A 13512-nucleotide genomic window follows, 5' to 3' on the forward strand; every position below is an offset into this window, starting at 1 on the left:
TCGCCAGCCCTGCTGCGGCGCCCGTTCCGGCCACCGGATGCGACCCTCGTGAAACCTCTGCTGCTCTCGCACTTCACCGCCACCAGCTGCATCGGCCGCGGCCTCGGCGCGACCCTCGACGCGCTGCGCCACGCGCGCGGCGCGCTCACGCCGTGCGACTTCGAACGCGCCGAACTCGACACGTGGATCGGCTCGGTGGACGGCGTCGATGCGCAGCCCGTGCGCGCGGATCTCGCCGACTTCGACTGCCGCAACAACCGCCTCGCGCAGCTCGGCCTCGTTCAGGATGGCTTCGACGCGCGCGTCGCCGCGGCCGCATCGCGCCATGGCGCCGCACGCGTCGGCGTGTTCATCGGCACGAGCACGTCCGGCATCCTCGAGACCGAACGCGCGTACGAGCAACGCGATCCGGCGAGCGGCGCACTGCCCGCCGGGTTCCGCTATGCGCACACCCACAACCCGTATTCGCCGGCCGCATTCGTACGCGCGTATTTCGGGCTGCGCGGGCCGGCGATGGCGATCTCGTCCGCGTGTTCGTCCGGCGCGAAGGTATTCGGCTCCGCGCGCCGGATGATCGAAGCGGGGCTGATCGATGCGGCCGTCGTGGGCGGCGTCGATTCGCTGTGCCTGACGACGCTGTACGGCTTCAATTCGCTCGAACTGCTGTCGCGCCGGCCGTGCCGGCCGTTCGACGTCGCGCGCGACGGCATCTCGATCGGCGAGGCCGCCGCGTTCGCGCTGCTCGAACGCGTGCCGGACGCACGCACCGCGCTCGATGACGACGCGATCCTGCTGCTCGGCGTCGGCGAATCGAGCGATGCGCATCACATGTCGTCGCCGCATCCGGACGGCCTCGGCGCGCGCGTCGCGATCGAACAGGCGCTCGCATCGGCCGGCCTCGATGCGAGCGACATCGACTACGTGAACCTGCACGGCACCGCGACGCCCAGCAACGACGCCGCCGAAAGCCGCGCGGTGGGCGCGCTGTTCGCGCGCACGCCGTGCAGCTCGACGAAGGGGGCGACCGGTCACACGCTCGGCGCCGCCGGCGCGCTCGAAGCCGTCGTCGGCGCGCTCGCGCTGCGCGAGCAGTTCGTGCCGGCCGGCGTCAACACGACGCAACCCGACCCGGCGCTGGCCGCCGACTACGTGCTCGCGAGCCGCGACGCACACCTGCGTGCGGTGCTGTCCAATTCGTTCGGCTTCGGCGGCACGAATTGCAGCCTGATCCTCGGCCGCGCCGAGCACGCCCGCCGCCGGGAGCCGACATGACCGTCACCGCCTTCATCGAAAGCGTCGGCCTCGTCGGGCCGGGACTGAACGACTGGCCGCACGCGGCCGACGTGCTCGCGGGCCGCACCGCCTATGCGAGCGCGCGCACCGTGCTGCCGCCACCGGCCGGCCTGCCCCCGGCGGAACGCCGCCGCACCGGCCCCGTGGTGCGCGTCGCGCTCGCGGTCGGCCTCGAGGCGGCAGCCGCGAGCGGGCGCGATCCCGCCACGCTCGCGACCGTGTTCAGCGCGTCCGGCGGCGACGGCCAGAATTGCCACGCGATCTGCGAGACCCTCGCCGGCGACGACCGCCACCTGTCGCCCACGCGCTTTCACAACTCCGTGCACAACGCGCCGGCCGGCTACTGGAGCATCGCCACCCGGGCGATGGCCACGTCGAACGTGCTGTGCGCGCACGACGGCAGCTTTGCCGCGGGCCTGCTCGAGAGCCTGTGCCAGGTCGCGGTCGATCGCGTGCCGAGCCTGCTGATCGCCTACGACACCGACTATCCGGAGCCGCTGCGCGCGGTGCGGCCGATCGTCGACGCATTCGGCGTCGCGTTCGTGTTCGCGCCCGACGCAAGCGAACGCACGCTCGCGCGCATCGACGTGCAGCTGACCGACGCGCCGGCGACGACGCTCGCGAACCGCGAACTCGACGCGCTGCGCACCGGCAATCCGGCCGCGCGTGCGCTGCCGCTGCTCGACGCGCTCGCCGCGCGGCGTGCGACGCGCGTCGTGCTCGACTATCTGGAAGACACGCACGTGCAGGTCGATATCGCGCTGCCCGATGTGGCCGCGGAGCACGCGCGATGACGGCGCCCGTCTCGACGCCAACGCCGCCGACGCCGACGCTCGATCGCGCCTGGATCGCCGCGCACATCCCGCACGACGGCGCGATGTGCGTGCTCGATCGCGTCGAAGCATGGGATGCCGAGCGCATTCGCTGCAGCGCGACGAGCCACCGCGATCCGCACAATCCGCTGCGCTCGCGCGGCCGGCTCGCGTCGGTCTGCGGAATCGAATATGCGGCGCAGGCGATGGCCGTGCACGGTGCGCTGCTCGGTGCGCAACAGAAGCACACGGAACATGCGCGGCCGCGCGCAGGTTATCTCGCGAGCGTGCGCAACGTCGACGCGTTCGTCGATCGGCTCGACACGTTCGCGCTGCCTCTCGTCGTCGACGCCGAACGCATCGGCGGCGACGACCATTCCGTGCTGTACGGCTTCGCGCTGCGCTGCGGCGATCGCGTGCTGCTCAGCGGCCGCGCGGTGGTGATGCTCGATGCATCGGCGGTCGGCGCACGCGTTCCGCCACAGTTCGGCCACGCAGGCCCCCGATGAATTTGCCCAAGGAAACCAGGTCGTGAAAGCACGTCAGTTCATTTGCACCGCAATCGTTCTCGCGCTGATCAGCCCGATCGCGCACGCGGACATGTCGGAAGTGAAGCAGGACATCAAGCGCGATTCGAAGGAAGCCGCGCACAAGACCGGCGAGGCCGCGCGCAGCTTCGGCCATGCGACCGCAAGCGCCGCGAAGACGGTCGGCCACGGCATCGCGCATGTGTCGCGCGAGGGCTGGGATGCCACCAAGCGCACGACGAAGCGAATCTTCCACAAGAACGATTCGGGCGAAGGCGCGCAGAAGAGCGATTGAGTGTGAGCGTCCCGCGCAGCGCAGGCAGGATGCGCGGGATGCGGCACGACGCTTGAGTGCGCCGCTGCCGCACCGCCACCGTCATCGCGCGCCGCTGCGCGTGCGGCGCGCCGGCCTGCGCGCGAGGCACTTGCCGTACGCGACGAACCAGCAATCGCGATGATCGAAATTTCGCAGCAGCCGCGCGCGGCGCCGCTCGAGCCAGTGAAGCGCGATCGCCATCGTCAGCGCGACGGCCAGTGCCGAGCCGCCGATCGCGAGTCCCATCCAGGTTTCACCCATGCCTCCTCCGGAATGCGAGGCCGGTGTGGCGCGCCTGCCGCGACGCGGTAGCCGAAGCGCGGACGCACACGGCCCGCCGCATGTGCGGCGAACCTGCGTCCGTGATCCATCACCGCGCGCATGCCGCGCCGCTCCGGCGCTGGATACAGCGGGAGCACGGCCCGGACGCGCGCGCGAACGCCGCCCGGGCCGCCGCGCGTCACTGCATGTGCTGGCCGCCGTTGATCGCGATGTTGGAGCCCGTCACGAAGCCGGCCTCCTCCGAGCACAGATACGCGACCAGCCCCGCGACTTCCTCGGGCTTGCCGAGCCGGCCCGCCGGAATCTGCGGGAGGATCTTCGCATCGAGGATGTCCTGCGGGATCGCCGTCACCATCTTGGTCGCGAGATAGCCTGGCGACACGGTGTTCACCGTCACGCCCTTGCGCGCGGTCTCGAGCGCGAGCGATTTCGTGAAGCCGTGCATGCCGGCCTTCGCGGCCGCGTAGTTGGTCTGGCCGACCGAACCCTTCGAGCCGTTGACCGACGCGATGTTGACGATGCGTCCCCAGCCGCGCTCGACCATGCCGTCGCAAACCGGCTTCGTCATGTTGAACACGGAATCGAGGTTGGTGCGGATCACCGCATCCCAGTTGACCTTGTCGAGCTTGCGCAGCGTCATGTCGCGCGTGATGCCCGCGTTGTTCACCAGGATGTCGACCGGGCCGACTTCCCGGACGATCTTCTCGATGCATTGCTGGCACGAATCGTAATCGGCCACATCCACCGGATATGCGTGGAATTCGCGACCGGCCGCGTGCATGTCGGTCAGCCAGCGATCGGCACCGGTATTGTTCGGCGAATACGTGACAACGACCTGGTAGCCAGCGTCGTTCAACCGGATGCTGATCGCTTCGCCAAGACCGCCCATCCCACCCGTCACAACTGCAATTCGCTTAGTCATCCTATTAGTTACCGAGAAGTAAAGTAATCAATGGTGCGCGGCGACGACATGGCACATGCCGCCGCCCCACCGCTTCGATGCGCGCCCGCCCGCGTGGCTGACGCGGCGCGCACCGGAACATCACCCCTGTCGCGGGTTGCCCGTTGCGCGCGCAACCTGCTTCGCGCGTGCGCGGCGCAGCCCTGCGCCGCACGCGTGCATGCTCGTCAGGCCTGACTCAACCCCGTTCGACCGCGAGTGCGACACCCATCCCGCCGCCGATGCACAGCGACGCCAGCCCGCGCTTCGCGTCGCGCTTGACCATCTCGTGCAGCAGCGTCACCAGGATCCGGCAGCCCGACGCACCGATCGGGTGACCGATCGCGATCGCCCCGCCGTTCACGTTCACCTTCGACGTGTCCCAGCCCATCTGCTTGTGCACCGCCAGCGCCTGCGCCGCGAATGCCTCGTTGATTTCCATCAGGTCCAGGTCGCCCGGCGTCCAGCCCGCACGCTCCAGCGCGCGACGCGATGCCGGCACCGGGCCCATGCCCATCACGCTCGGATCCACGCCCGCGTTCGCGTACGCCTTGATCCGCGCCAGCGGCGTCAGGCCCAGCGCCGCCGCCTTCTGCGCCGACATCACCAGCACCGCCGCCGCGCCGTCGTTCAGCCCCGACGCGTTCGCCGCCGTCACCGTGCCTTCCTTCGCGAACGCCGGCTTCAGGCCCGCCAGCGATTCCGCCGTCACGCCGTGACGCACGAACTCGTCGGTCGCGAACTGCAGCGGCTCGCCCTTGCGCTGCGGAATCGACACCGGCACGATCTCGTCGTTGAAGCGGCCGGCCTTCTGCGCGGCTTCCGCCTTGTTCTGCGACAGCGCCGCGAACGCGTCCTGCTCGTCGCGCGTGATCCCGTATTCCTTCGCGACGTTCTCCGCCGTGATGCCCATGTGGTACTGGTTGTACACGTCCCACAGGCCGTCGACGATCATCGTGTCGACCAGCTTCGCGTCACCCATCCGGAACCCGTCGCGCGAGCCCGGCAGCACGTGCGGCGCCGCGCTCATGTTTTCCTGGCCGCCCGCGATCACGATCTCCGCGTCGCCCGCCGCGATCGCGTTCGCCGCCAGCATCACGGCCTTCAGGCCCGAGCCGCACACCTTGTTGATCGTCATGCCCGGCACCGCGCTCGGCAGGCCGGCCTTGATCAGCGACTGACGCGCCGGGTTCTGCCCCGAGCCGGCCGCCAGCACCTGGCCCATGATCACTTCGCTCACCTCTTCGGGCTTCACGCCCGAGCGCTCCAGCACCGCGCGAATCACCGTCGCGCCCAGTTCCGGTGCCGCGATCTTCGCGAGCGAGCCGCCGAATTTGCCGACCGCGGTCCGCGCGGCCGATACGATCACTACGTCCGTCATGTTCAGTTCCTGCTTTGAAATCAGTGGGTCGATCCGAATCGTGTGCCGGTGCCGGCACCGCACTGCGGCCGGCGACGGCGCGCGAGCGCCGCGCGGCTCGCGATGCGGCTGCACGTTCGCGCGCGCATGCGCGCGGCACATCCGCGTGCTCCCGCCGTGTCCGGGCACGCCGCGGCGAGCGGAAAGTTCGCCGGCCGCCACGCGGCACACGCGGCGGCCGGCGCCTTCCGGCACCGCTCACTCGTGACTCGTGTCGCGCCTGCGCGCGACACGCGCTCACGCAGCGGAGTCGCGCGAAGCCGCTTCCTTGCGTGCGGCGGCGGCCGTCTGCTTGGCACCGCGCGCCGCCGTTTCGCTGACCGCGTCGAAACCGCTTTGCGCGGCCTCGATCGCCTGCCCCGCCGCTGCGCGCACGGTGTCGGCCGCGGCCGTCGCCGCGGACAGCGCCGAGTTCAGCGCGGCGACCACCGGGGCCGAACCGGCCGGCGCGTGCTTCGACAGTTCGCCGAACACGTCCTTCATGCGCTTGTCGTTCTGCTCGTACTGAACCTGCGCGACCTTCGCCCACTCGGCCTGCGTCGACACCGCGATGTCGAACAGATGGCGGCCGTACGCGACCGCCTTGCCGGCCGCTTCCTGCGGAACGGCGACCTGCTGCGCGAAGCCTGCGGCCGGGTTGCTGATATTGAACGCGTTCTTCAGCTTGTCCTCGTACTCCTCGAGCGCCGTCTTGGCCGCCTGTACATTGAGTTCGACGACAGCCTCGAAACCGTTGATGGCCGGACGGGCAAGCGCGAACCATGCGGCGATTCCGGACTGGTAATCGGCGGCGAGTTTTTCGGGGGCAAATACGGACATCGGGTATGCTCCTGTTGGCAATTGCGAGAGACGACACAAGGAAATGGAAGTCAGATCGACAGCCTGCTCCCTTATTTTCAACCCGCACCCGGCATTGAATGCGAGAAGTTGAAGAAGGCATTTTAGATGCATTAATTGTCAATTAAATGGCATTAATGCTAGGTGAAAACCCTTACCCCTCAAATGACCGCCTCCCGGCCGGGCGTGCAATGGGGTCGGGCCGCAACGCCTCACACTTAAACGATTTTCTTAATTTTACAGCAGCACACACCGACTGCGTCGCAATATTTACCGCGTCATTATTTCCGTTATGGGAAAATAGGTGTGCATGAAAACCGCCCAATCCGCTATGTAATCGTTTTTTCTTTTGGCTGATTCTGAAATCGTTATCGCGATTATTTCCGAAATCGTAATCGGAATTACTAACAAACAATTCAATCATCGGATGAATTGCCGCGATAATGCCGGCGGCGTCACCCGACCAGCTCGCGATGCAGCGCGCGAAACTCCTGCGCGAGCTTGTGCGCCGGCTCGAGATGGATCACCGGCGTCGACTGCTGATGCGACTCGCGGATCTTCACCGACGCCGACAGCCGCGACGCGAGCACCGGCAATCCTTCTTCGATGAGTTCGTCGACCAGCCGCTGCGGGAGGCTCGCACGCGGCTGGAACTGGTTGATGACGATCCCTTCGACCTCGAGCGCCGCGTTGTGGTCCTGCTGGATTTCCTTCACGTTCTCGAGCAGCGTGTAGAGCGCGCGGCGCGAGAAGTCGTCGCAATCGAACGGAATCAGGCAGCGCTCGACCGCGATCAACGCCGAGCGCGTGTAGAAGTTCAGTGCGGGCGGCGTGTCGATGTAGATCGCGTCATAGGTGTCGAGCTCGTTCAGCGCGTCGCGCAGCTTGTAGATCTTGTAGCGCGACTCGAGCTTGCCGTGCAGCGTGTCGAGATCCGGATGCGCGGGCATCACGTCGAGCCCGTCGAACGGCGTCGGATGGATGAACGACGCGACGTCGACCGGCCGGAAGTTGAACGTCAGCGCCGTCTCGAAGAATTCGGCCACGCCGGGATGCACGTCGCTCGCGGCGTCGCCGAGCAGATAGCGCGTGGAATTCGCCTGTGCGTCGAGGTCGATGACGAGCGTGCGCAGTCCTTCGCTCGCGCTGATCGCCGCCAGGTTGCAGACGATCGTCGATTTGCCCACGCCGCCCTTCTGGTTGAATACGACCCGCCGCATGGTGTCTCCTTCGATCGAAACGTCGAAAGAAGCAGTTTAGCCGGTCAATCGTGGCGACGGGGTGACATAAGTCAGATGCGCGGCACCGCACCAGAAATGAAAACGTTGCCGGCACGCGGCGCGCCCGCAGCGGAAGGGGCTGAAATGTTGCAGCGCCGCATAGGCAATGCTAAACTAGGGGAAAACCCTTAGTTCAAGCTCGCGAAGGAGCAATCGTGTATCCCGTATTTTCGTTCCTGATGGACATGCTGCCGGGCCGTAGCAAGGCGACGTTCGCGCCCGCGGCCAAAGTGAATCGCGTCACGTTCACGGGCACAGTCGACCGCAGCGACGGCGTGGTCCTGTCGGTCGACGGTAGCGACGCGTTGGTGCGGTGGCCGAAGGGCGGAAAGTCGGTCGAGCGCGTGAGCAATCTGGTCGCGATCACGGAAGCGTAATTCGCTATTCTCCGGGCGCGCTCGGCGCCCGTTCGGCGTGCATGCGACGCCATCGCATCGATGGCTCCGCCGAAGGCCGTTGTCGATGCCATCGGCACTTCACGAATTGCGTATCACGTCACGCCAGCCTCCGTTCGATGGAACGAAGCCATCCGGTTAGGCGCGTCCCGCCCGCATCGAAAAACCTGCACACGAAAAAAGACCCGAAGCTCCAGGCCAAATCACTGATTTAGCTCGGAGGTTCGGGCCCGTCCCTACAGCGGGAACCAACGTTCCGCTTAGAACGGAATATCGTCGTCCATCTCGTCGAAGCCGCCGCCTGCCGGCGCGCTCGGACGGCTCTGGCCGCCGCCTGCTGCGCCGCCGCGCGGTGCGCCACCGGCACGGCTACCGCCGCCGCCACCGCCGCGCTCCATCTGCTCGCCGCCGCGACCGCCGCCGCCACCGCCACCGTAGCCGCCGCCGTAACCGCCTTCGTCACTGCCGCCACCGCCGCCGCCCGCGCCGCCACGGCCGCCGAGCATCTGCATCTGGTCGGCGACGATTTCGGTCGAGTAGCGATCCTGGCCGTCCTGGCCCTGCCACTTGCGCGTGCGGATCCGGCCTTCGATATAGACCGACGAGCCCTTCTTCAGGTATTCGCTGACGATTTCGGCGAGACGGCCGAAGAACGCCACGCGGTGCCACTCGGTCATTTCCTTGAAATCGCCGCTCGCCTTGTCCTTGTAGCGATCGGTCGTCGCGAGACGGATGTTCGCAACCGCGTCGCCGCTCGGCAGGTAACGGACTTCAGGATCGGCGCCGAGATTGCCGACGAGGATGACCTTGTTGACGGATGCCATGTGTTTCTCCAGTAAATTCGATGCCGGGCCGCCCGCGACAGACGTCGGAGCGGCCCGCCGGACAAGCCGGCGAGCGCCGCCCGTGCGTGTCCGAAAAGTAGGTTCAGGCCTTGCGCGGCGGCGCTTTCATGCTGGCCGCGATTATAAGCCACGCCGCCACGAGCCCAGAGCACGCGTAGAAGACGGTGTTCGCGCCGCCGTGCTTCAGCAGCCAGCCGCCCACGATGCCGCCGAGCGCGAGCCCGATCGATTGCGTGGTGTTATAGACGCCCGTGGCCGCGCCCTTGCGCGAACCGGGCGCGAGCTTCGACACGAGCGACGGCTGCGATGCTTCCAGGATGTTGAAGCCCAGGAAGTACACGAACAGGATCGCCGCCACAATGAGAATGGTATGCGGTGCGCTGCCCAGCAACAATTGGCCGATCAGGATAGCGAGGATCCCGCCGAGCAGCACCGGCTTCATCTTGCCCCGTTTTTCCGCGACGATGATCGCCGGGACCATCATCACGAACGCGAGTCCCATCACCGGCAAGTAGACCTTCCAGTGCGCGGCGACCGGCAGCCCGCCGTCGACCAGCAGGCGCGGCACGACGAGGAACAGCGCGGTCTGCGTCGCGTGCAGCACGAGCACGCCGAAGTTCAGGCGCAGCAGCTCGCCGTTGTGCAGCACCTCGGCGAACGGCGCCGGCACGTGCACGGGCTTCGCCGCGTCGGGCACGATCCACACGACGACGCCGATCGCGAGGATCGACAGCACGCCGACGATCGCGAACAGCCCGCTCATCCCGACCCAGTGGAACACGATCGGCGCGCCGACGATCGCGACCGCGAACGACACGCCGATCGAGCCGCCGACCATCGCCATCGCCTTGGTGCGGTTCTGCTCGGAGGTCAGGTCGGCGATGAACGCGAGCACCGCGGACGACACGGCGCCCATCCCCTGGATCACGCGACCGACGATGATCCACGTGATGTCGTGCGCGAACGCGGCGACGAAGCTGCCGAGCGCGAAGATCACGAGGCCCGTGGCGATCACCGGCTTGCGACCGAATTTGTCGGACGCCCACCCGTAGAAGATGTAGAACAGCGACTGCGTGACGCCGTAGGCCCCGAGCGCGATGCCGACGAGCAGCACGTTGTCGCCGCCCGGGATGGTTTTCGCGTAGACCGAGAACACCGGCATGATCATGAACAGGCCGAGCATGCGCAGCGCGAAGATCGCCGCGAGCGACGTGGTCGCGCGCAGTTCGGGCGCACTCATGCGGGAAGACGTGGCGGACGGATTGGACATCGGGAATGAATTTCGAATGATCGGAATGTCCGCCCGGCGGCGGGCGGCGGAGGATCAGGGCCACCGGCCCGGCAGGCCTGGCTGGCGCTTTCCGGGACGTCCCACGGGCAGCCCGCGGGCCACCCGAAGCCGTGCGGCGCGGCCGCTTCCCCGGCGTGGGCACCGCCTTGCTGCCAGTTGCTGCAAAGGCTGGGGGCCCCGAACGACGGCCTCGAAAAGCCGTTATAGTAGCAGGTTTGGTTCCCTCCATTTTCGCCAGGTTCATGGAACAGATCCGTATCCGTGGGGCACGCACCCACAACCTGAAAAACGTCAATCTCGACCTGCCGCGCCACAAGCTGATCGTGATTACCGGGTTGTCCGGGTCGGGCAAGTCGTCGCTCGCGTTCGACACCCTTTATGCAGAGGGCCAGCGCCGCTACGTCGAAAGCCTGTCCGCCTACGCCCGCCAGTTCCTGCAGTTGATGGAGAAACCCGATGTCGACCTGATCGAGGGGCTGTCGCCCGCGATCTCGATCGAGCAGAAGGCGACGTCCCACAATCCGCGTTCGACCGTCGGCACGGTCACCGAGATCCACGACTACCTGCGACTTTTGTTCGCACGTGTCGGCACGCCGTACTGTCCCGACCACGACATCCCGCTCGAGGCGCAGAGCGTGTCGCAGATGGTCGACGCGGCGCTCGCGCTGCCCGAGGAAACCAAGCTGATGATCCTCGCGCCCGTCGTCGCGAACCGCAAGGGCGAGCACGCCGAGCTGTTCGAGGACATGCAGGCGCAGGGCTTCGTGCGCTTTCGCGTGCGCTCCGGCGGCGGCACCGCGAACGAAGGCGTCGCGAAGATCTACGAGGTCGAGTCGCTGCCGAAGCTCAAGAAGAACGACAAGCACACGATCGACGTCGTCGTCGACCGCCTGAAGGTGCGCCCGGACATGAAGCAGCGCCTCGCGGAATCGTTCGAGACCGCGCTGCGCCTCGCCGACGGCCGCGCGATCGCGCTCGAGATGGATACCGACCACGAGCACCTGTTCAGCTCGAAGTTCGCGTGCCCGATCTGCTCGTACTCTTTGCAGGAGCTGGAGCCGCGCCTGTTCTCGTTCAACAACCCGATGGGCGCGTGCCCGGAGTGCGACGGCCTCGGCCAGATCACGTTCTTCGACCCGAAGCGGGTCGTCGCGCACCCGTCGCTGTCGCTCGCCGCGGGCGCCGTGAAGGGCTGGGACCGCCGCAACCAGTTCTACTTCCAGATGCTGCAGAGCCTCGCGGCGTTCTACGAATTCGACATCGACGCCGCGTTCGAGGATCTGCCGGAAAAGATCCGCAAGGTGCTGCTGTTCGGTTCGGGCAAGCAAACGATCCCGTTCTCGTACATCAACGAGCGCGGCCGCACGACGATCCGCGAGCACGTGTTCGAAGGGATCATCCCGAACCTCGAGCGCCGCTACCGCGAGACCGATTCGGTCGCGGTGCGCGAAGAACTCTCGAAGTACCAGAACAACCAGCCGTGCCCGTCGTGCGAAGGCACGCGGCTGCGCCGCGAGGCGCGCCACGTGCGGGTCGGCGCGGGCGACTACGCGCGCGGCATCTATGAAATCAGCGGCTGGCCGCTGCGCGACGCGCTCGGCTATTTCGCCGGCCTGTCGCTCGACGGCGCGAAACGCGAGATCGCCGACAAGGTGATCCAGGAAATCGTCGCGCGCCTGACCTTCCTGAACAACGTCGGCCTCGACTACCTGTCGCTCGAGCGCAGCGCCGAGACGCTCTCCGGCGGCGAGGCGCAGCGGATCCGGCTCGCGTCGCAGATCGGCTCGGGCCTGACCGGCGTGATGTACGTGCTCGACGAGCCGTCGATCGGCCTGCACCAGCGCGACAACGACCGCCTGATCGCGACGCTCAAGCACCTGCGCGACCTCGGCAACTCGGTGATCGTCGTCGAGCACGACGAGGACATGATCCGCACGGCCGACTACGTCGTCGACATGGGCCCCGGCGCGGGCGAGCACGGCGGCGTGGTGGTCGCCGAAGGCACGCCGAAGCAGGTGCAGTCGAACCCGCAGTCGCTCACGGGCCAGTATCTGGTCGGCAAGCGCACGATCGAGTATCCGGACGAGCGGTTCGCGCCCGATCCCGAGCGGATGCTGCGCATCGTCGACGCGCACGGCAACAACCTGAAGCACGTCGACCTCGAGTTGCCGGTCGGCCTGCTGACCTGCATCACCGGCGTGTCGGGCTCCGGCAAGTCGACGCTGATCAACGACACGCTGTATCACGCGGTCGCGCGCCACCTGTACGGCTCGTCGGCCGAGCCGGCGCCGCACGAGGCCATCGAGGGCCTCGAGCACTTCGACAAGGTGATCAACGTCGACCAGTCGCCGATCGGCCGCACGCCGCGCTCGAACCCGGCCACCTACACGGGCCTGTTCACGCCGATCCGCGAGCTGTTCTCGGGCGTGCCGACCGCGAAGGAGCGCGGCTACGATCCGGGCCGCTTCTCGTTCAACGTGAAGGGCGGCCGCTGCGAGTCGTGCCAGGGCGACGGCGTGCTGAAGGTCGAGATGCACTTCCTGCCGGACGTCTACGTGCCGTGCGACGTATGCCACGGCAAGCGCTACAACCGCGAAACGCTCGACGTGCATTACAAGGGCAAGAACATCAGCGAAGTGCTCGACATGACGGTCGAGCAGGCGTACGAGTTCTTCAGCGCGGTGCCGGTGATCGCCCGCAAGCTGAAGACGCTGCTCGACGTCGGCCTCGGCTACATCCGCCTCGGCCAGTCGGCCACGACGCTGTCGGGCGGCGAGGCGCAGCGCGTGAAGCTGTCGCTGGAGCTGTCGAAGCGCGACACGGGCCGCACGCTGTACATCCTTGACGAGCCGACCACCGGCCTGCACTTCCACGACATCGCGCTGCTGCTCGAGGTGATTCACCGGTTGCGCGACCAGGGCAACACGGTCGTGATCATCGAGCACAATCTCGACGTGATCAAGACGGCCGACTGGGTGATCGACCTCGGCCCCGAAGGCGGTGCCGGCGGCGGCCAGATCATCGCGCAGGGCACGCCCGAGGAGATCGCGAAGACCAAGGCGAGCTTCACCGGCAAGTACCTCGCGCCGCTGCTCAAGCGTTCGCCCCGCAAGGCGGCGGCCGGCTGAGCGCTTCCGTTCCCGCGCGCGGGCGCCCCTGCCGGCGCCCGCCCCGTGGCGCCGGCCCCCTCGTTTTCCCTTCTGCGTATACACCACGAGCCAAACTGTCCCGTGACAGACCATAATGGCGGCTATACTTTACGGTCGTAAGGTTC

At 67.3% G+C, this 13512-nt stretch carries 13 protein-coding genes; 6 read left to right on the plus strand and 7 right to left on the minus strand.

The features are described 5' to 3' along the window. The first annotated feature begins 48 nt into the window (after nt 1–48). From FFI87_RS14555 to FFI87_RS14570, 4 genes are read left to right on the plus strand one after another with little or no spacing between them, the layout of a single operon-like run. Complete coding sequence (locus FFI87_RS14555; RefSeq protein WP_138847147.1) at nt 49–1272, plus strand: beta-ketoacyl-[acyl-carrier-protein] synthase family protein; 1224 nt, start codon at nt 49–51, stop codon at nt 1270–1272. Then, nucleotides 1269–2087, plus strand: coding sequence for a beta-ketoacyl synthase chain length factor (locus tag FFI87_RS14560; protein WP_138847146.1), 819 nt, complete (start codon nt 1269–1271; stop codon nt 2085–2087). Before FFI87_RS14555 ends, FFI87_RS14560 begins: the two co-directional genes overlap by 4 nt. Then, the gene (locus FFI87_RS14565) at nt 2084–2614 is read left to right on the plus strand and encodes a hotdog family protein (RefSeq protein ID WP_138847145.1); all 531 of its coding nucleotides are present in this window, start codon (nt 2084–2086) and stop codon (nt 2612–2614) included. Before FFI87_RS14560 ends, FFI87_RS14565 begins: the two co-directional genes overlap by 4 nt. 22 nt (nt 2615–2636) lie before the next feature. Continuing rightward, nucleotides 2637–2927: a hypothetical protein gene (locus FFI87_RS14570; RefSeq protein WP_012364722.1), complete on the plus strand. Its 291-nt coding sequence runs from the start codon at nt 2637–2639 to the stop codon at nt 2925–2927. An 81-nt stretch (nt 2928–3008) separates the two neighbouring features. Here the strand turns inward: FFI87_RS14570 and FFI87_RS14575 are convergent, their stop codons facing one another. The 5 genes from FFI87_RS14575 to FFI87_RS14595 form a co-directional block, all read right to left on the minus strand. Next, nucleotides 3009–3209, minus strand: a complete 201-nt coding sequence (locus tag FFI87_RS14575) for a hypothetical protein (RefSeq protein WP_006755826.1) — start codon at nt 3207–3209, stop codon at nt 3009–3011. A gap of 199 nt (nt 3210–3408) precedes the next feature. Beyond that, on the minus strand, nt 3409–4152 hold the full coding sequence (gene phbB / locus FFI87_RS14580) for an acetoacetyl-CoA reductase (RefSeq protein WP_138847144.1): 744 nt from the start codon (nt 4150–4152) through the stop codon (nt 3409–3411). A 217-nt stretch (nt 4153–4369) separates the two neighbouring features. Next, on the minus strand, nt 4370–5551 hold the full coding sequence (locus FFI87_RS14585) for an acetyl-CoA C-acetyltransferase (RefSeq protein ID WP_126228517.1): 1182 nt from the start codon (nt 5549–5551) through the stop codon (nt 4370–4372). Nucleotides 5552–5827: 276 nt separating this feature from the next. Beyond that, nucleotides 5828–6409, minus strand: a complete 582-nt coding sequence (gene phaP / locus FFI87_RS14590; RefSeq protein ID WP_138847143.1) for a TIGR01841 family phasin — start codon at nt 6407–6409, stop codon at nt 5828–5830. 473 nt (nt 6410–6882) lie between these two features. Beyond that, entirely contained in the window at nt 6883–7647 is a 765-nt protein-coding gene (locus FFI87_RS14595; protein WP_011657940.1) for a ParA family protein, read from the minus strand. Between the two features lie 215 nt (nt 7648–7862). Here FFI87_RS14595 and FFI87_RS14600 point away from each other — a divergent pair, with 215 nt between their 5' ends. Further along, nucleotides 7863–8084 (plus strand): hypothetical protein, encoded by a 222-nt coding sequence (locus FFI87_RS14600; RefSeq protein WP_012364725.1) that lies wholly within the window; start codon nt 7863–7865, stop codon nt 8082–8084. 278 nt (nt 8085–8362) lie between these two features. Here the strand turns inward: FFI87_RS14600 and FFI87_RS14605 are convergent, their stop codons facing one another. Together FFI87_RS14605 and FFI87_RS14610 are read right to left on the minus strand one after the other, a co-directional pair. Further along, a complete protein-coding gene (locus FFI87_RS14605; protein WP_138847142.1) occupies nt 8363–8926 on the minus strand; it encodes a single-stranded DNA-binding protein in 564 nt (187 codons plus the stop codon). A 103-nt stretch (nt 8927–9029) separates the two neighbouring features. After that, entirely contained in the window at nt 9030–10217 is a 1188-nt protein-coding gene (locus FFI87_RS14610) for an MFS transporter (protein ID WP_034176676.1), read from the minus strand. A gap of 263 nt (nt 10218–10480) precedes the next feature. On the opposite strand from FFI87_RS14610, the gene uvrA reads away from it, so the two are divergent. Beyond that, nucleotides 10481–13366 (plus strand): excinuclease ABC subunit UvrA, encoded by a 2886-nt coding sequence (gene uvrA / locus FFI87_RS14620; RefSeq protein ID WP_012364727.1) that lies wholly within the window; start codon nt 10481–10483, stop codon nt 13364–13366. Nucleotides 13367–13512 lie beyond the last annotated feature (146 nt).

It is taken from the genome of Burkholderia sp. KBS0801, assembly GCF_005937855.2.
Classification (GTDB): domain Bacteria; phylum Pseudomonadota; class Gammaproteobacteria; order Burkholderiales; family Burkholderiaceae; genus Burkholderia; species Burkholderia ambifaria.